Genomic DNA, 16483 nt, shown 5'->3' with positions numbered 1-16483 from the left:
GTACCGATGATCCCGATGAAGTGATGCGCATTACCCAGTTATGTCAGCAACATTTTCCTCAGTTGAGCATTCTCGCTCGAGCCCGTAGCCGGGTTGAGGCGTATCAGTTACTGAATCAAGGTATCCAAGGCTACTCAAGAGAAACGTTTTTAGGTGCATTAGATTTAGGGCGTCAAGTGTTGATAAAACTTGGCATGCATCCTTATCAAGCCAAGCGTGCGCAAGCTCATTTTTGTCGTTTAGACACCGTGATGCTAAAAGAATTATTACCTCAACATAACAACGACAAAGCCTTAACGTTAAGAACCAAAGAGGCTCGAAAAGAATTAGAAGAGATTTTTAGCCGTGAAATGGCGAATGATCGCCAAACCCGAGATGATTGGGAAAAAAGTAGGACTAAGCCGTGAAAGAAAAAAAACGCTTTATTGCTGGCGCGAATTGCCCGCAATGTCAAATGCAAGACACCCTTCGTTGGTGGATAGAAAATAACATTGAATGGGTTGAGTGTGTCGAGTGCCACTACATAGAACAGAGAAAACCGCAATCGGTGACTAAAACTGTGCACGCAGATGGACAAATGATCGGGATTTTTAAGCCAGAATAATTGAGTTTCTGTGTATAATCGCCATAATATTGCTTAACTCACTCTTTTTCCAACTGATGTGAGAGAACCAAACCAACCTCCTTGGAGCCGTTATGAAAATTGAAAAAAACGTGGTTGTTAGCATTGCCTACCAAGTCAAACTTGAAGATGGCATTGTGGTAGACCAATCCACAGCGGAAGCCCCGCTGGAGTACTTACATGGTCACAACAACCTAATCACAGGCCTTGAGCGTGAATTAGAAGGCAAAGTTGCCGGTGATAAATTCAGCGCAACAGTGGCTCCTGAAGACGCTTATGGTGAACACAGTGACGAGCTTGTACAGCGTGTTCCTGCCGAAGTATTCCAAGGCGTCGATGAAATTGAAGTTGGTATGCGTTTCTTAGCGGATACTGATCAAGGTCCAATCCCAGTTGAAATTACTGAAGTAGATGGTGATGAAGTCGTGGTTGATGGTAACCATATGCTCGCTGGCCACACATTGACGTTTGATGTTGAAGTCGTTGCTTTACGTGCTGCTACTGAAGATGAAGTAGCTCATGGTCATATCCACCAATCAGGCGGTTGTGGTCATGACCACGATCACGACCATGAAGGTGGTTGTTGTGGTGGTGAAGGCCATGGTCACGGACATCATCATGGTAAAAACGATGGTTGTTGTGGCGGCGGTAACTGCGGTTCCCATTAATCAACATTATCAAACTATCTTATCCCATATCATCATGTTGATAAGTGTGGTGGACTGATGTAAAAAGCGTTAATTGCCAAAGCGATTAACGCTTTGTTTTTATCTGGAGGTTTGAATGAGCCAACCTTTTGCTATTGCTATTCATGCGGGTGCCGGAACGTTGGTAAAGGCGAAGATGGATGAGCGAGTTAGACAAGAGATCACTAACGGTTTAGAGCGTGCCGTGCAAGCAGGTTACCAACAGTTGTTAGACGGTCATCATGCGTTAAATGCGGTGGTCGAAGCGGTTAAAGTTTTGGAAGATATTCCCCTCTTCAATGCGGGTAAAGGTTCGGTACTTACTCACCAAGAAATGGTCGAAATGGAGGCGATGGTGATGTATGGAAAATCTCATGCTGTAGGCGCTGTCGCTGGACTTAGACATATCAAAAATCCGATAACCCTTGCCTGTGATGTGTTGAAAAAGGGTAAGCAGTTTTTGATTGGTGAAGGGGCAGAAGCATTTGCTTTTAAGCTCGGGCATCATTATACCGAACAAGACTACTTTTTTACGGAACCTCGTTACCAGCAATTATTCGCTATTAAAAATGCCGCACCATTCCTGCCTAGTGAGCAAACCATTGGCGCTGTTGGCGCAGTCGCTCTTGATCAATTCGGTGATTTAGCGGCGGCCACCAGTACTGGTGGTGTTTGTGATAAAGCGTGTGGTCAAGTTGGGGGAGCGGCGATGCTCGGTGTTGGTGCTTTGGTCGATAACAACGAGGTTGCTTTATCGGCTTTTGGTGCACGGGAGGAGTTAGTCAAATACCGAACCACCAGTGAAATTGCTGCCAGAATGCGTTATTTAAAGGAGGATATGGCAACAGCGTGTGCAAGCGTGATGCAAAGAGATTTACAGCCTCAAGCAGGAGTGGTTGGGTTGGATCGACAAGGAGAGATTTATTTTGCAGTGAATGGGCCGACAATGTATCGCGCGAGTATTAACCGACAAGGTGAATGTCGTATTCACATTGATCCGGATGAATGAGGTATCAAGACAAAATCATAGCAAATAAGCCGTTACTTTCGCCGGTGACTTATGTTCTTTGAACTGGGTAGGAATACGTCTAAAAAAGGACTGCAAGAAAGGAAATTCGGTGCTAGAATCCTTTTTTAACTAGCAATCAGATTTGGAAAGATGGGAAATAACGTTGTCGTTCTAGGCACCCAATGGGGTGACGAAGGTAAAGGTAAGATCGTAGACCTTTTAACAGAAGATGCTAAATATGTGGTTCGCTACCAAGGCGGTCATAATGCTGGGCACACTCTGGTTATCGACGGTGAAAAAACCGTTCTTCATTTAATTCCATCCGGTATTCTCCGTGATAATGTAAAATGCATTATCGGTAACGGGGTCGTACTTTCACCGGATGCACTCATCAAGGAAATGAAACCTCTCGAAGAGCGTGGCATTCCCGTTCGTGAACGCCTTTTCATTTCTGAAGCTTGTCCTTTGATTCTCCCTTACCACATTGCGCTTGACCAAGCTCGTGAAGCGGCTCGTGGTAAAAAAGCCATCGGTACCACAGGTCGTGGTATTGGCCCGGCTTATGAAGATAAAGTCGCGCGTCGTGGCTTGCGTGTTGGTGATTTGTTCAATATGGTTTCCTTTGCTGAAAAACTCAAAGAGGTGATGGATTTCCATAACTTCCAATTAGAGCATTTCTACAAAGCAGAACCAGTGAGTTATGATGATGTGTTAGCGCAAGTTGAATCTTACGCAGCGCTACTCACTGCTATGGTGATTGATGTTACTGATGAACTTGATGCTGCTCGTAAGCGTGGTGATAAAATCATGTTTGAAGGTGCTCAAGGTACATTGCTGGACATCGACCATGGTACTTATCCCTATGTAACCTCTTCTAATACGACGGCTGGTGGTGTCGCGGCAGGTTCTGGTTTTGGCCCTCGTCATTTAGGCTATATTCTTGGTATTGCTAAGGCTTATTGTACTCGTGTTGGTGCGGGCCCATTCCCAACAGAATTAGATGATGATATCGGTAATCATCTGGGCACGAAAGGCCATGAATTTGGTGCCACTACCGGGCGTAAGCGTCGTTGCGGTTGGTTTGATGCGGTCGCTATGCGACGAGCCATTCAAATTAACTCAGTGACTGGCTTTTGTTTGACTAAACTTGACGTGTTGGATGGGCTTGAAGAGCTAAAAATCTGTACCGGCTATCAAATGCCAGATGGCTCTGTCGCTCAGGTTTCGCCAATGGCAGCGGACGCTTTTGAAGCGGTGACGCCTATTTATGAAACCATGCCAGGTTGGTCAGAAAATACCTTCGGTGCGCAATCATTGGCGGATCTTCCGCAAGCAGCACTTAACTACATTAAGCGTATTGAAGAGTTGACTGGCGTACCGATTGATATTATTTCAACCGGCCCAGATCGCAACGAAACTATTATCAAAGTGCACCCATTTAACGTGTAACTCCGTTTTAAAACATAAAAGCTGGCCAATGAGTCAGCTTTTTTTATAGGCCGTAGAACGAGTTTTATTGAGAGGCAAAAAATTGCCGCCTAAAGGAAACTTTTGTTAAAGCCTGCTATCGACTGGCCGATATAAGGATCAAACTAAATCTTTGTGCGTAGCCACACTATACTATTATGGTGGCTATCGAAGTTAACTAAGAGTGCCTGTATGAAACTACGTACGGTAGTTGCTTCATTATTTTTTGCATTACATTCTGCGTTCAGTCACGCTAACGTGGCGGATGTCGGAGAGCCCGTGCCGATTTATTCTGAAGCTGAGCTAATCAAACTGATTGAACAAAATAAACATTTAACGCGAGTTAAAGCAGATCATTGCCAGTTAGTTGAAGACATTGTTGCTCGGGCAACACGGATTAGCCTGCCTGCTTATGAATTTCTTTATGGTGATATGCTGGCATGGGGGGTTTGTGTCGAGCAAGACGTTGAGCTCGGTTTATATTATATGGAAAGCGCGGCGCATCAAGGTTTGCCTACGGCTCTGGAGCAACTTGGTCGTTACTATTCGCGAGGAACTTTAGTACAGCAAGACAAAGAACGTGCGATTCCTTATTTACGCGAAGCCGCGGCGATGGGAAATTTAAATGCTCGTATTCATTTGGCTGAACTTTTACTCCGAGATCATGGCAGCCCGCTCGATTACGAAGATGCCTATCGTTGGCTGTATAATTCTGTCAGCGCTGATCAACGAACCCACAACCGGATTACCTTGCTGCGACAGGGATTAGAAATGAGAATGCCAGAAAATATTATTGCTCGTGCTAAGCGGCGTGGCAGCTTCTGGTAAATAAAGCTTGTTTATCTTAGCTTTTAACTCTATGATTCTTCCGCTTACTGGATGATTGCCATGCAGTAAGTGATAGAAATAGAATATTATTAATACTCAATCCTATCTTATTATTTCCTACTTAGCGTCTAACGCTCGCTTTACCACTTTCTCTCAACATCCTGTCATCATACTCACGATTCAAGGTTTCGTTATTTATAGTGACAACTTGATTCCGGTCACGTAATACACAAAGTTGTTACGCTTCTGCCGGTTGGGATTAGCTATTAAGCTTAAGAACACAGTAGGATATACTTTATGTACCTTCCTAAAATAGCAGGTCTGCCTATGTCTGATAATACCCATAATGATCCTTTTGCGGATCGTGAAGCTGATAACTACGAAAACCCTATTCCAAGCCGAGAATACATTTTAGAATTTCTTACTCAAGCCAATGTACCGATGAATCGTAATGACTTATTTGCCGCGCTTGAACTTAATGGTGAAGATCAATACGAAGGCCTGCGTCGTCGCTTGCGCGCGATGGAACGCGATGGCCAATTGGTTTTTACCCGTCGTCAATGTTATGCCTTACCCGAAAAACTAGAAATGGTAAAAGGGGTCGTTATCGGTCACAAAGATGGCCATGGTTGGGTTCGCCCGGAAGGTAGCCTTAATAAAGAAAACGACATTTTACTACCTCATCACCAAATGCGTACCTTGATCCATGGCGATTTTGTTTTAGTTCAACCAACGGGCACCGATAAACGAGGAAGAAAAGAAGGGCGCTTGGTGCGTATTTTGGAAGCGCGTACGACTCAGATTGTTGGTCGGTTTTTCTTGGAACATGGCTATTCATATGTGGTGCCGGATGACTCGCGCATCCATAAAGATATCTTAATTCCTAACGAACACCGCGAAGGCGCTCGGATGGGTAACGTGGTGGTAATTGAAATTACCGATCGCGGCTCACGTAGTCGAGGCATGATGGGGAAAGTGGTTGAAGTGCTCGGTGAAAATATGGCACCCGGCATGGAAACCCAAATCGCTATTCGAACTCACCAGATCCCTCACGAGTGGCCTGAAGAAGTGCTTAAGCAGGTTGAAAACTTTAGCGAAGAGGTGCCAGAAGAAGCTAAACAAGGGCGAGTCGATTTACGCGATTTACCACTGGTGACGATCGATGGTGAAGATGCGCGAGATTTTGATGACGCCGTGTATTGTGAAGCGAAAAAAGGGGGTGGATGGCGTTTATGGGTGGCGATTGCTGATGTCAGTTACTACGTTCGTCCAGATAGTGCGTTAGACAAAGAAGCCATTAATCGAGGCAACTCGGTTTATTTCCCTTCACAAGTGGTACCTATGTTACCTGAGGTTCTTTCCAACGGGCTGTGCTCACTTAACCCGCAAGTTGATCGTTTGTGTATGGTTTGTGAAATGACGATTTCAGACACTGGAAAGCTCTCGGGTTATAAACACTACGAAGCCGTCATGAATTCACATGCCCGCCTCACCTACACCAAAGTGCATGAGATTTTGCAAGGGGATGAAGAGCTACGTGAACGTTATCAAGCGGTAGTCCCCCATCTTGAAGAGCTGCATAAGATGTATCTTGTACTTAAAGAGGCAAGAGATCAGCGAGGGGCGATTGAGTTTGAAACGGTTGAGACCAAATTTATCTTTAATGCTCAACGTAAGATCGAGAGCATTGAACCTGTCATTCGTAATGAGGCCCATAAGCTGATTGAAGAATGTATGATCATGGCCAATATTGCCTCGGCTTCTTTGGTTGAAAAAGCCAAAGAGCCTGCTCTTTTCCGAGTTCACGAGTCTCCGGGTGAAGAACGCTTAATGGGCTTTAGAGACTTCTTAGGCGAACTTGGCTTAGATTTGGGAGGAGGGCTTGAGCCATCGCCGACCGATTATGCGCATCTCATGAAGCAAATCGGTGAGCGGCAAGATAAAGAATTGATTCAAACTATGTTGCTTCGCTCAATGAAACAAGCCGTTTATAATGCAGACAATGCCGGTCACTTTGGCTTAGCACTGAAACGCTATGCACACTTTACTTCACCCATTCGTCGTTATCCTGATCTATTACTGCACCGAGCTATTAAGTACTTGATTGCCAAAGAAGAAGGACGCAATCAGGATCGTTGGACACCGACTGGTGGTTATCATTATTCTTTTGATGATATGGATTTTTACGGCGAACAATGCTCGACCACTGAGCGTCGCGCTGATGATGCAACGCGAGAAGTGTCTGACTGGCTTAAATGTGAGTATATGCAAGATCATGTCGGAGAAGAACTCGATGGCGTGATCGCGAATGTGACTGGATTTGGTTTTTTTGTTCGACTCACTGAATTACATATCGATGGTTTGGTACATATCTCAACATTGGCCAATGATTACTATCAATTTGATCCAATAGGACAACGACTCATCGGAGAATCTTTTGGTAATATTTATCGCTTGGGTGACGCCGTTAAGGTCAAAGTATTATCGGTTAATTTAGATGATCGACAAATTGATTTTGAATTAATCGAGACTAGTCGTAAGCTACGCGGCGAAGGAAAAACTGCCAAAAAACGCGCAGTGGAAGCGAAAGCCAAAGCAAAAGGAAAAAAAGCGGCGGCTAATCGTGGTGCAAAAGCGGTTCCGATGATAGAGCCTATTAAACGCCCAGAGGAACAAGAAACGGGAAAAAGTCCGAAAGGAAAACGAGCTAAACCGAATAAATCTCAGAAAGCTAAATCGGGCCCTAAAACGGCAAAAAGTCGCTCGAAATCGAAATAGGTAAGTCATGAGTAACGAATTAATTTATGGTATTCACTCGGTCAGCGCTGTGATGCAGCGTGACCCTGCGCGCATCATCGAAGCGTATGTATTAAAAGGTCGCCAAGATGACCGGTTATTGCCTGTACTGAATGAATTGTTGCGTTTAGGTGTGTCTATTCAGGAAATGGGGCGTAAAGCCTTAGATGACAAAGCACAAGGGGCAAATCATCAGGGTGTGATCGCCAAAGTTCGCCCGGCAAAAGCGCTTAATGAACATGACTTAGAAGAAATTTTGAGCCAGCATGAGCAGCCTTTGTTATTAGTGCTGGATGGCGTAACCGACCCACACAACTTGGGGGCTTGCTTACGTAATGCTGATGCCGCAGGCGTTGCAGCGGTGATTGTCCCTAAAGATAAATCCGCTCCAATGACGGCAACCGTAAGCAAGGTGGCTTGTGGCGCAGCAGAAACTGTCCCTTTAGTTCGAGTGACCAATTTGGCACGCACGATGCGTGCTCTACAAGAGCAAGGGGTTTGGTTTGTTGGTACCGCAGGTGAAGCTACGCATGATATTTACCAGAGCAAACTCACTGGCCCTTTAGCGATTGTCATGGGCGCAGAAGGGGATGGTATGCGCCGTTTAACGCGTGAAACTTGTGATGATTTGATCAAAATTCCAATGGCGGGTAGCGTGTCGAGCCTCAATGTCTCGGTTGCTACAGGCATTTGCCTATTTGAAGCAGTCCGCCAACGTGGTCATAGCTAGTCTAGGCTATAATTTTAGCTAGAACCTGAAGCGAGGTTCTAGCGCCTTTTACACGATTATTCGTTTATTTTTCAAACACCCCTTGCAAGAGAATCTGTGATCTGTATAATGCACTCCCACTGGTTAAGCCAGTTGTGAACCAATGAGCAGCGAGGAGCAAGCTTGTGGCAACACAAGTGAGGTAACGTATACTCAGCTTATGTTCGCAGTTAATATGATTAGCTTTGGTTAATTTAATTAGCTGACAATGTGCCCAATCTGGGTACTACGGTTTCACATAAATCAATCGGCATTCACCCGCATTAGCAGGTTCGAATGGCGATATTGTTTGTGTAATTTTTACTTATTGGAGCTCTGTCTCATGCAGAACCAACGCATCCGTATCCGCCTTAAAGCTTTCGATTACAAATTGATCGATGCTTCTACTGCGGAAATCGTTGAAACAGCTAAGCGTACCGGCGCACAGGTTCGTGGTCCAATCCCACTACCTACTCGTAAAGAGCGTTTCACTGTTCTTATCTCTCCACACGTAAACAAAGATGCACGTGATCAGTACGAAATTCGTACTCACAAGCGTCTGATCGACATCGTCGAACCCACTGACAAGACGGTAGATGCGTTAATGCGTCTTGATCTTGCGGCTGGTGTTGATGTGCAAATCAGCCTAGGTTAAGGGAGATTAGAATAATGATTGGTCTAGTCGGACGTAAAGTGGGTATGACCCGCGTATTTACTGAAGAAGGCGTTTCTATCCCAGTAACTGTTGTTGAGGTTGAAGCGAACCGTATTTCTCAAGTGAAAACGCTTGAGACTGACGGCTACGCAGCAATCCAGGTAACTGCTGGTACAAAGAAAGCTAGCCGCGTAACTAAACCAGAAGCTGGTCACTTTGCGAAAGCAGGTGTTGAGGCTGGTCGCGGTCTTTGGGAATTCCGTTTAGAAAACGGCGAAGAGTTCGAAGTTGGTGCTGAACTAACGGTTGAACTGTTCAACGAAGTTAAAAAAGTAGACGTTACTGGTACATCTAAGGGTAAAGGTTTCCAAGGTGCTGTTAAGCGCTGGAACTTCCGCACTCAAGATATGACTCACGGTAACTCTTTGTCTCACCGTGCACCGGGTTCAATTGGCCAATGTCAAACTCCAGGTCGCGTATTTAAAGGCAAAAAAATGGCAGGTCACATGGGTGCTGAGCGTGTAACGACTCAAAACCTAGAGATCGTACGTGTTGACGCTGAGCGCAATCTGCTTCTTATTAAAGGTGCAGTCCCAGGTGCAACTGGCGCTAACGTGATCGTCAAACCAGCTGTTAAAGCATAACGTCTAGGAGTAAGTAATGGAATTGATGGTTAAAGGTGCTAACGCACTAACTGTTTCCGAAACTACTTTCGGACGTGAGTTCAACGAAGCTCTTGTACACCAAGTAGTTGTTGCTTATGCAGCAGGTGCTCGTCAAGGTACTCGTGCTCAAAAGACACGTTCAGAAGTTTCTGGCGGTGGCGCTAAGCCATGGCGTCAAAAAGGTACTGGCCGTGCACGTGCTGGTACAATCCGTAGCCCAATCTGGCGTACAGGTGGTGTTACTTTTGCTGCGAAACCACAAGATCACAGCGTTAAAGTAAACAAAAAAATGTACCGTGGTGCTATGAAAAGCATTCTTTCTGAGCTTGTTCGTCAAGAGCGTTTGATCGTTGTTGATAACTTCTCAGTTGAAGCACCAAAAACAAAAGAGCTAGTAGCTAAGCTTAAAGAACTTGAGCTTAACGATGTGCTTATCGTTACTGGCGAAGTAGACGAAAATCTATTCTTAGCTGCTCGTAACCTGTACAAAGTTGACGTGCGTGACGTTGCTGGGATTGATCCAGTGAGCCTCATCGCATTTGACAAGGTTCTTATGACTGCTGCTGCAGTTAAGCAAGTTGAGGAGATGCTGGCATGATTCGTGAAGAGCGTCTACTAAAAGTTCTACGTGCACCGCACATCTCTGAAAAAGCAACCATGGCTGCTGAAAAAGCGAACACTATCGTTTTTAAAGTAGCAAAAGATGCCACTAAAAAAGAGATCAAAGCAGCTGTAGAAAAGCTATTTGAAGTTGAAGTTAAGTCTGTAAATACTCTTATTCTTAAGGGTAAGACCAAGCGTCAAGGTCTACGCCAAGGCCGTCGTTCAGACGTGAAGAAAGCGTACGTTACTTTGAAAGAAGGTCAAGATCTTGACTTTGTTGGCGGCGCGGAATAACAGGAGTAGTTGAAAAATGGCTATTGTTAAATGTAAGCCGACTTCGGCTGGTCGTCGTCACGTTGTTAAAGTTGTTAACGCTGACCTGCACAAGGGTAAGCCTTACGCCCCTCTTCTAGAGAAAAACTCTAAGAATGGTGGTCGTAATAACAACGGTCGTATCACAGTACGTCACATCGGTGGTGGTCACAAACAACACTATCGTTTGATTGATTTCAAACGTACTAAAGACGGTATCCCAGCGAAAGTTGAGCGTCTAGAATACGATCCAAACCGTAGCGCAAATATTGCTCTAGTTCTGTATGCAGACGGTGAGCGTCGTTACATCATTGCACCTAAAGGCATCAAAGCTGGTGATACTATCCAGTCTGGTGTTGATGCGCCAATCAAAGCAGGTAATGCTTTGCCAATGCGCAATATCCCAGTGGGTTCAACCATTCATAACGTTGAATTAACGCCTGGTAAAGGTGCGCAGATCGCTCGCTCTGCGGGTGCATATGCACAACTTGTAGCGCGTGATGGTGCTTATGTCACTATCCGTCTACGCTCTGGTGAAACGCGTAAAGTACTTGCTGAAGGCCGTGCAACAATCGGTGAAGTTGGCAATGCTGAACACATGCTGCGTGAACTAGGTAAAGCGGGTGCTAGCCGTTGGCGTGGTGTTCGCCCTACCGTTCGCGGTGTGGTAATGAACCCAGTTGATCACCCACATGGTGGTGGTGAAGGTCGTACTTCTGGTGGCCGTCATCCAGTATCTCCATGGGGTATGCCAACGAAAGGCTTCAAGACCCGTAAAAACAAACGCACCGACAAGTACATCGTACGTCGTCGCACTAAGTAATCTATTTAAGAGGATAAGCCATGCCACGTTCTCTCAAGAAAGGTCCATTTATTGACCTACACTTGCTGAAGAAGGTAGAGAAAGCGGTGGAAAGCGGAGACAAAAAGCCTATTAAGACTTGGTCCCGTCGTTCAATGATCATTCCTACAATGATCGGTTTGACCATCGCTGTCCATAATGGTCGTCAACACGTTCCAGTTTTCGTAACTGACGAGATGATCGGTCACAAACTGGGTGAATTTGCCCCAACTCGCACTTACCGTGGCCATGCTGCGGATAAGAAAGCTAAGAAGCGTTAAGGAGTAGATGATGGAAGCATTCGCTAAACATAACTTTGCTCGCATTTCGCCTCAGAAAGCTCGCTTAGTTGCAGATCAAATTCGTGGTAAGTCAGTAGACCAAGCTCTAGAACTTCTAACATTCAGCAACAAAAAAGCAGCTGAATTGATCAAGAAAGTTCTTGAGTCAGCAATCGCTAACGCGGAGCACAACGAAGGTGCTGACATCGACGATCTATGTGTCGCTAAAATCTTCGTAGATGAGGGCCCAATCATGAAGCGTATTATGCCTCGTGCTAAAGGCCGTGCGGACCGTATCTTGAAGCGTTCAAGCCACATTACTGTGGTTGTCGCAGATCGCTAAGAGACTAGGAGAGTAAGCAATGGGTCAGAAAGTACATCCAAATGGTATTCGTCTAGGCATCGTTAAGCCTTGGAATGCTACCTGGTTTGCTAATACCAAAGATTTCGCTGACAACCTAGACGGCGACTTCAAGGTACGTCAATACCTCACTAAGGAATTGGCAAAAGCGTCTTTATCACGCATCGTTATTGAGCGTCCTGCGAAAAGCATTCGTGTGACTATTCACACTGCTCGTCCAGGCGTGGTTATCGGTAAAAAAGGTGAAGACGTTGAGAAGCTACGCGCAGCTGTGGCTAAAATCGCAGGTGTACCAGCTCAGATCAATATTTCTGAGGTGCGTAAACCTGAGCTAGACGGTCAATTAGTGGCTGATAGCATCGCGTCTCAACTAGAGCGTCGCGTTATGTTCCGTCGTGCGATGAAGCGCGCAGTACAAAACGCAATGCGCCTAGGCGCTAAAGGTATCAAAGTGGAAGTAAGTGGCCGTCTAGGCGGTGCTGAAATTGCACGTTCTGAGTGGTATCGTGAAGGCCGTGTGCCTCTACACACTCTTCGTGCTGACATTGATTACGCAACTTCTTCGGCTCACACCACCTACGGTGTAATCGGCGTTAAAGTTTGGATCTTCAAAGGTGAGATTCTAGGCGGTATGCCAGCTGCTAACGCAGTAGAGCCAAAGGCTGACAAGCCTAAGAAGCAGCGTAAAGGCCGTAAGTAAGGAGTAGACAGATGCTACAACCTAAACGTACTAAGTTCCGCAAGGTTCATACAGGTCGTAACCGTGGCCTAGCAAAAGGTACTGAAGTCAGCTTCGGCACCTTTGGTTTGAAAGCTGTAGGCCGTGGTCGTCTAACTGCTCGTCAAATCGAAGCGGCACGTCGTGCGATGACGCGTCATATTAAGCGTCAAGGTAAAATCTGGATCCGTGTGTTCCCAGACAAACCAATCACAGAAAAACCACTTGAAGTTCGTCAAGGTAAGGGTAAAGGTAACGTTGAGTACTGGGTAGCCCAAATCCAACCTGGCAAGGTGATGTACGAAGTTGATGGTGTACCTGAAGAATTGGCTCGTGAAGCGTTCCGCCTAGCGGCGCGTAAACTGCCATTCAAGACTACATTTGTAACTAAGCAGGTGATGTGATGAAAGCACAAGATCTACGCGAAAAAAGCGTTGAAGAGCTTAACTCTGAGCTACTGAGTTTGCTAAAAGAACAGTTCAACTTGCGCATGCAAGCGGCAACTGGTCAACTGCAACAGACTCATACTCTGAAAGCTGTCCGTCGTGATATCGCACGTGTGAAAACTGTTTTGACTGAGAAGGCAGGCGCATAATGAGCGACAAAATTCGTACCCAACAAGGTCGTGTTGTTAGTGACAAGATGGATAAGTCTATTGTTGTTGCTATCGAGCGTTTCGTGAAGCACCCAATTTACGGTAAATTCGTTCGTCGCACGACTAAAGTACACGCACATGATGAAAACAACCAGTGTGGCATTGGCGACACCGTTGAAATCTGTGAGTGTCGTCCTCTGTCTAAGACTAAGTCTTGGACATTGGTTAAAGTAGTAGAAAAAGCCAAAATTTAATTGAGCTTTTGATGCGAATACAGCGGCCCCAATTATTTTTGGGGCCGCTTGTTTTTTGACTACCCAATCACAAAAAAGGGTGGTACAATTCGCGTCCCTTTAAAGAGGCAGCCCGACCCGAGATGGGTCTAGTTTTTTTAATATTTAGCGGAGCACTAACATGATCCAAATGCAAAGTATGCTGGACGCAGCTGATAACTCAGGCGCTCGCAGCGTAATGTGTATTAAGGTTCTGGGTGGCTCTCACCGTCGTTACGCCCATGTGGGCGACATCATCAAAGTTACTGTTAAGGAAGCAATTCCTCGCGGTAAAGTAAAAAAAGGTGATGTATTGAAGGCAGTGGTAGTTCGCACCCGTAAAGGCGTACGTCGTCCAGACGGTTCTGTCATTCGCTTCGACCGAAATGCTTGCGTATTGCTTAACAATAATACTGAGCAACCAATCGGTACACGTATCTTTGGTCCAGTGACTCGTGAACTTCGTAATGCGAAATTCATGAAGATTGTGTCACTAGCACCTGAAGTTCTGTAAGGAGCGGCAAACAATGGCAGCTAAAATCCGTCGTAATGACGAAGTGATCGTTCTTGCTGGGAAAGACAAAGGCAAGAAAGGTAAAGTAACTAAGGTTCTCGCAACCGGTAAAGTTATCGTTGAAGGTATCAACCTTGTTAAAAAACACCAAAAGCCAGTTCCGGCTCTAGGTCAACAAGGTGGCATCGTTGAACAAGAAGCAGCAATTGATGCTTCTAACGTTGCAATCTTTAACGCAGCAACTGGCAAAGCGGACCGTATCGGTTTCCGTTTCGAAGATGGTAAGAAAGTTCGTTTCTTTAAGTCTAATAACGAAATCGTTTCTAACTAATAGAGTAATTTGGAGTTCTACTATGGCGAAACTGCATGATTACTACAAGTCGTCTGTAGTCGCTGAACTGACCAAACAGTTCGGTTACACAAGCGTCATGCAAGTCCCTAGAATTGAGAAAATCACCCTCAATATGGGCGTTGGTGAAGCTATCAACGATAAGAAACTACTTGAAAATGCAGCGTCTGATATGGCAACGATCTCTGGTCAAAAGCCACTTATCACGAAAGCACGCAAATCTGTAGCTGGTTTCAAAATCCGTGAAGGCTACCCAATCGGTTGTAAAGTAACCTTGCGTGGCGAACGCATGTGGGATTTTCTAGAGCGTTTGATTGCTATCGCTCTACCACGTGTACGCGATTTCCGCGGTGTTAGCGCTAAGTCTTTTGATGGACGCGGTAACTACAGCATGGGCGTTCGCGAGCAAATCATCTTTCCGGAAATCGACTACGATAAAGTCGATCGTGTACGCGGTCTTGATATCACTATCACGACGTCTGCTAGTACCGATGAGGAAGGCCGTGCTCTGCTGGCTGCCTTTAACTTCCCATTCCGTAAGTAAGGTGAAGGGTTACTGTTATGGCTAAACAATCAATGAAAGCACGTGAAGTTAAACGTGCCAAGCTCGTAGCTCAGTACGCAGAAAAGCGTGCAGCGCTTAAAGCTATCATCAGCGATGTAAACGCATCAGAAGAAGATCGTTGGAATGCAGTTCTGAAACTGCAAACTCTTCCACGTGATTCAAGTGCATCACGTCAGCGCAACCGTTGCAACCAAACTGGTCGTCCACACGGTTACCTACGTAAATTCGGTCTAAGCCGTATCAAAGTTCGTGAAGCTTGCATGAAAGGCGAGATTCCTGGACTTCGTAAGGCTAGCTGGTAATTGCCACTTAATCATTTGGAGTATAGTCTATGAGCATGCAAGATCCGATTTCGGATATGCTGACCCGTATTCGTAACGGTCAGGCAGCAAATAAAGTTGCTGTAAAAATGCCTTCTTCAAAGCTGAAAGTTGCAATTGCTGCACTACTTAAAGCTGAAGGTTATATCGCAGACTTCGCTGTTGAAGGCGAAGCAAAACCTGAGCTGGAAATCACACTTAAGTATTTCCAAGCAAAACCAGTAATTGAGCAAATCAAACGCGTTTCTCGTCCAGGTCTTCGTGTTTATAAGAAGAAAGATGAGCTTCCATCAGTGATGGGCGGTCTTGGTGTTGCTGTTATTTCCACTTCCAAGGGTCTGATGTCAGACCGCGCTGCTCGTAAAGCAGGTCTTGGTGGTGAAATCATTTGCTACGTAGCTTAATTTAATAGGAGTAGAACATGTCTCGTGTTGCTAAAGCACCTGTCGCTATTCCAGCTGGCGTAGAGGTGAAACTAAACGGCCAAGAGATCACGGTTAAAGGTCCTAAAGGTGAGCTATCTCGTGTAGTTCATACTGGCGTCGTGATCGCTCAGGAAGAAAACAACCTAACGTTCGGTCCTCGTGAGGGTATCGCAAACGCTTGGGCACAAGCAGGTACTGCCCGTGCTCTAGTGAACAACATGGTTGTTGGTGTTACTGAAGGCTTTACTAAGAAGCTCGTTCTTAAGGGTGTAGGTTACCGTGCTGCTATGAAAGGCAACGCTGTAGGCTTAACTCTAGGCTTCTCTCATCCAGTTGAGCACGAGTTGCCAGCGGGTGTTAAAGCCGAATGTCCAAGCCAAACTGAAATTGTCCTAACTGGTTGCGATAAGCAAGTTGTTGGTCAAGTTGCGGCTGACATTCGTTCTTACCGCGCACCTGAGCCTTATAAAGGTAAAGGTATTCGTTACGCAGATGAAAATGTGCGTACTAAAGAAGCTAAGAAGAAGTAAGGTAACACTATGGATAAGAAAGCATCTCGCATCCGTCGTGCTACACGCGCACGTCGTAAGATTGCAGAACTGGGTGCAACTCGCCTAGTAGTACACCGTACTCCTCGTCACGTGTACGCTCAAGTGATTGCAGCTAATGGCTCTGAGGTTATCGCCGCAGCTTCTACTGTAGAAAAAGCGATCCGTGAGCAAGTGAAGAATACTGGAAACATCGATGCAGCAAAAGCAGTGGGTAAAGCTGTTGCTGAGCGCGCGCTAGAAAAAGGCGTAGCATCAGTTGCATTTGATCGTTCTGGTTTCCAATACCACGGTCGAGTAGCC

The 16483-nt window shown here is 45.7% G+C and carries 25 protein-coding genes and 1 pseudogene; all 26 read left to right on the top strand.

Annotation, left to right across the window (positions count from 1 at the left end):
• A pseudogene (locus B7C60_RS17730) lies at positions 1-407 on the top strand (glutathione-regulated potassium-efflux system protein KefB); the annotation flags it as partial.
• Positions 404-604, top strand: coding sequence for a YheV family putative zinc ribbon protein (locus B7C60_RS03660; RefSeq protein ID WP_099610478.1), 201 nt, complete (start codon positions 404-406; stop codon positions 602-604). The pseudogene B7C60_RS17730 and the gene B7C60_RS03660, both read left to right, overlap by 4 nt.
• Before the next feature lie 92 nt (positions 605-696).
• Entirely contained in the window at positions 697-1290 is a 594-nt protein-coding gene (gene slyD / locus B7C60_RS03655) for a peptidylprolyl isomerase (RefSeq protein ID WP_099610477.1), read from the top strand.
• Between the two features lie 115 nt (positions 1291-1405).
• Positions 1406-2317, top strand: coding sequence for an isoaspartyl peptidase/L-asparaginase family protein (locus tag B7C60_RS03650; protein WP_099610476.1), 912 nt, complete (start codon positions 1406-1408; stop codon positions 2315-2317).
• Positions 2318-2467: 150 nt separating this feature from the next.
• Complete coding sequence (locus tag B7C60_RS03645; protein WP_099610475.1) at positions 2468-3766, top strand: adenylosuccinate synthase; 1299 nt, start codon at positions 2468-2470, stop codon at positions 3764-3766.
• Positions 3767-3976: 210 nt separating this feature from the next.
• Entirely contained in the window at positions 3977-4612 is a 636-nt protein-coding gene (gene motX, locus B7C60_RS03640; protein WP_099610474.1) for a flagellar protein MotX, read from the top strand.
• A 327-nt stretch (positions 4613-4939) separates the two neighbouring features.
• Positions 4940-7390, top strand: a complete 2451-nt coding sequence (gene rnr / locus B7C60_RS03635) for a ribonuclease R (RefSeq protein ID WP_099610528.1) — start codon at positions 4940-4942, stop codon at positions 7388-7390.
• Positions 7391-7397: 7 nt separating this feature from the next.
• Positions 7398-8138, top strand: a complete 741-nt coding sequence (rlmB, locus tag B7C60_RS03630) for a 23S rRNA (guanosine(2251)-2'-O)-methyltransferase RlmB (protein WP_099610473.1) — start codon at positions 7398-7400, stop codon at positions 8136-8138.
• A gap of 361 nt (positions 8139-8499) precedes the next feature.
• Complete coding sequence (rpsJ, locus tag B7C60_RS03625) at positions 8500-8811, top strand: 30S ribosomal protein S10 (protein ID WP_001181007.1); 312 nt, start codon at positions 8500-8502, stop codon at positions 8809-8811.
• A gap of 14 nt (positions 8812-8825) precedes the next feature.
• Positions 8826-9455, top strand: a complete 630-nt coding sequence (gene rplC, locus B7C60_RS03620; RefSeq protein WP_099610472.1) for a 50S ribosomal protein L3 — start codon at positions 8826-8828, stop codon at positions 9453-9455.
• A gap of 16 nt (positions 9456-9471) precedes the next feature.
• Positions 9472-10074 carry a 50S ribosomal protein L4 gene (gene rplD, locus B7C60_RS03615; RefSeq protein ID WP_078926691.1) on the top strand — a complete coding sequence of 201 codons (603 nt, stop codon included), beginning with the start codon at positions 9472-9474 and terminating at the stop codon, positions 10072-10074.
• Complete coding sequence (gene rplW / locus B7C60_RS03610) at positions 10071-10373, top strand: 50S ribosomal protein L23 (protein WP_004394523.1); 303 nt, start codon at positions 10071-10073, stop codon at positions 10371-10373. Before rplD ends, rplW begins: the two co-directional genes overlap by 4 nt.
• A gap of 16 nt (positions 10374-10389) precedes the next feature.
• A complete protein-coding gene (gene rplB / locus B7C60_RS03605; protein WP_099610471.1) occupies positions 10390-11214 on the top strand; it encodes a 50S ribosomal protein L2 in 825 nt (274 codons plus the stop codon).
• Between the two features lie 20 nt (positions 11215-11234).
• Positions 11235-11513 (top strand): 30S ribosomal protein S19, encoded by a 279-nt coding sequence (gene rpsS, locus B7C60_RS03600; protein ID WP_004394525.1) that lies wholly within the window; start codon positions 11235-11237, stop codon positions 11511-11513.
• Positions 11514-11523: 10 nt separating this feature from the next.
• A complete protein-coding gene (gene rplV, locus B7C60_RS03595; protein ID WP_078926689.1) occupies positions 11524-11856 on the top strand; it encodes a 50S ribosomal protein L22 in 333 nt (110 codons plus the stop codon).
• 19 nt (positions 11857-11875) lie between these two features.
• On the top strand, positions 11876-12574 hold the full coding sequence (gene rpsC / locus B7C60_RS03590) for a 30S ribosomal protein S3 (protein WP_004394527.1): 699 nt from the start codon (positions 11876-11878) through the stop codon (positions 12572-12574).
• Between the two features lie 11 nt (positions 12575-12585).
• Positions 12586-12996, top strand: a complete 411-nt coding sequence (rplP, locus tag B7C60_RS03585; protein ID WP_004394529.1) for a 50S ribosomal protein L16 — start codon at positions 12586-12588, stop codon at positions 12994-12996.
• On the top strand, positions 12996-13187 hold the full coding sequence (gene rpmC, locus B7C60_RS03580) for a 50S ribosomal protein L29 (RefSeq protein ID WP_099610470.1): 192 nt from the start codon (positions 12996-12998) through the stop codon (positions 13185-13187). The genes rplP and rpmC overlap by 1 nt, the downstream gene beginning before the upstream one ends.
• The gene (gene rpsQ, locus B7C60_RS03575; protein ID WP_099610469.1) at positions 13187-13441 is read left to right on the top strand and encodes a 30S ribosomal protein S17; all 255 of its coding nucleotides are present in this window, start codon (positions 13187-13189) and stop codon (positions 13439-13441) included. The genes rpmC and rpsQ overlap by 1 nt, the downstream gene beginning before the upstream one ends.
• 160 nt (positions 13442-13601) lie before the next feature.
• The gene (gene rplN, locus B7C60_RS03570; protein WP_004394532.1) at positions 13602-13973 is read left to right on the top strand and encodes a 50S ribosomal protein L14; all 372 of its coding nucleotides are present in this window, start codon (positions 13602-13604) and stop codon (positions 13971-13973) included.
• Positions 13974-13986: 13 nt separating this feature from the next.
• Positions 13987-14304 carry a 50S ribosomal protein L24 gene (rplX, locus tag B7C60_RS03565; RefSeq protein ID WP_004745885.1) on the top strand — a complete coding sequence of 106 codons (318 nt, stop codon included), beginning with the start codon at positions 13987-13989 and terminating at the stop codon, positions 14302-14304.
• Between the two features lie 22 nt (positions 14305-14326).
• Positions 14327-14866, top strand: a complete 540-nt coding sequence (gene rplE, locus B7C60_RS03560) for a 50S ribosomal protein L5 (RefSeq protein ID WP_099610468.1) — start codon at positions 14327-14329, stop codon at positions 14864-14866.
• Positions 14867-14883: 17 nt separating this feature from the next.
• Positions 14884-15189 (top strand): 30S ribosomal protein S14, encoded by a 306-nt coding sequence (gene rpsN, locus B7C60_RS03555; protein ID WP_099610467.1) that lies wholly within the window; start codon positions 14884-14886, stop codon positions 15187-15189.
• 29 nt (positions 15190-15218) lie between these two features.
• Positions 15219-15611, top strand: a complete 393-nt coding sequence (rpsH, locus tag B7C60_RS03550) for a 30S ribosomal protein S8 (RefSeq protein WP_099610466.1) — start codon at positions 15219-15221, stop codon at positions 15609-15611.
• 17 nt (positions 15612-15628) lie between these two features.
• Entirely contained in the window at positions 15629-16162 is a 534-nt protein-coding gene (gene rplF / locus B7C60_RS03545) for a 50S ribosomal protein L6 (RefSeq protein ID WP_099610465.1), read from the top strand.
• A 9-nt stretch (positions 16163-16171) separates the two neighbouring features.
• Positions 16172-16483: 50S ribosomal protein L18 (gene rplR, locus B7C60_RS03540; protein WP_245868490.1), on the top strand; the 312-nt coding region annotated here is incomplete at its 3' end.

Source organism: Vibrio fujianensis (assembly GCF_002749895.1).
GTDB lineage: Bacteria > Pseudomonadota > Gammaproteobacteria > Enterobacterales > Vibrionaceae > Vibrio > Vibrio fujianensis.
The sequence above is the reverse complement of the archived record's forward strand: the minus strand, read 5'-3'. Positions and strand labels throughout refer to the sequence as shown.

Coding starts and splice junctions, on each gene's coding strand:
- slyD (WP_099610477.1), top strand. CDS start 697: ATGAAAATTGAAAAAAACGTGGTTGTTAGCATTGCCTACCAAGTCAAA.
- B7C60_RS03650 (WP_099610476.1), top strand. CDS start 1,406: ATGAGCCAACCTTTTGCTATTGCTATTCATGCGGGTGCCGGAACGTTG.
- B7C60_RS03645 (WP_099610475.1), top strand. CDS start 2,468: ATGGGAAATAACGTTGTCGTTCTAGGCACCCAATGGGGTGACGAAGGT.
- motX (WP_099610474.1), top strand. CDS start 3,977: ATGAAACTACGTACGGTAGTTGCTTCATTATTTTTTGCATTACATTCT.
- rnr (WP_099610528.1), top strand. CDS start 4,940: ATGTCTGATAATACCCATAATGATCCTTTTGCGGATCGTGAAGCTGAT.
- rlmB (WP_099610473.1), top strand. CDS start 7,398: ATGAGTAACGAATTAATTTATGGTATTCACTCGGTCAGCGCTGTGATG.
- rpsJ (WP_001181007.1), top strand. CDS start 8,500: ATGCAGAACCAACGCATCCGTATCCGCCTTAAAGCTTTCGATTACAAA.
- rplC (WP_099610472.1), top strand. CDS start 8,826: ATGATTGGTCTAGTCGGACGTAAAGTGGGTATGACCCGCGTATTTACT.
- rplD (WP_078926691.1), top strand. CDS start 9,472: ATGGAATTGATGGTTAAAGGTGCTAACGCACTAACTGTTTCCGAAACT.
- rplW (WP_004394523.1), top strand. CDS start 10,071: ATGATTCGTGAAGAGCGTCTACTAAAAGTTCTACGTGCACCGCACATC.
- rplB (WP_099610471.1), top strand. CDS start 10,390: ATGGCTATTGTTAAATGTAAGCCGACTTCGGCTGGTCGTCGTCACGTT.
- rpsS (WP_004394525.1), top strand. CDS start 11,235: ATGCCACGTTCTCTCAAGAAAGGTCCATTTATTGACCTACACTTGCTG.
- rplV (WP_078926689.1), top strand. CDS start 11,524: ATGGAAGCATTCGCTAAACATAACTTTGCTCGCATTTCGCCTCAGAAA.
- rpsC (WP_004394527.1), top strand. CDS start 11,876: ATGGGTCAGAAAGTACATCCAAATGGTATTCGTCTAGGCATCGTTAAG.
- rplP (WP_004394529.1), top strand. CDS start 12,586: ATGCTACAACCTAAACGTACTAAGTTCCGCAAGGTTCATACAGGTCGT.
- rpmC (WP_099610470.1), top strand. CDS start 12,996: ATGAAAGCACAAGATCTACGCGAAAAAAGCGTTGAAGAGCTTAACTCT.
- rpsQ (WP_099610469.1), top strand. CDS start 13,187: ATGAGCGACAAAATTCGTACCCAACAAGGTCGTGTTGTTAGTGACAAG.
- rplN (WP_004394532.1), top strand. CDS start 13,602: ATGATCCAAATGCAAAGTATGCTGGACGCAGCTGATAACTCAGGCGCT.
- rplX (WP_004745885.1), top strand. CDS start 13,987: ATGGCAGCTAAAATCCGTCGTAATGACGAAGTGATCGTTCTTGCTGGG.
- rplE (WP_099610468.1), top strand. CDS start 14,327: ATGGCGAAACTGCATGATTACTACAAGTCGTCTGTAGTCGCTGAACTG.
- rpsN (WP_099610467.1), top strand. CDS start 14,884: ATGGCTAAACAATCAATGAAAGCACGTGAAGTTAAACGTGCCAAGCTC.
- rpsH (WP_099610466.1), top strand. CDS start 15,219: ATGAGCATGCAAGATCCGATTTCGGATATGCTGACCCGTATTCGTAAC.
- rplF (WP_099610465.1), top strand. CDS start 15,629: ATGTCTCGTGTTGCTAAAGCACCTGTCGCTATTCCAGCTGGCGTAGAG.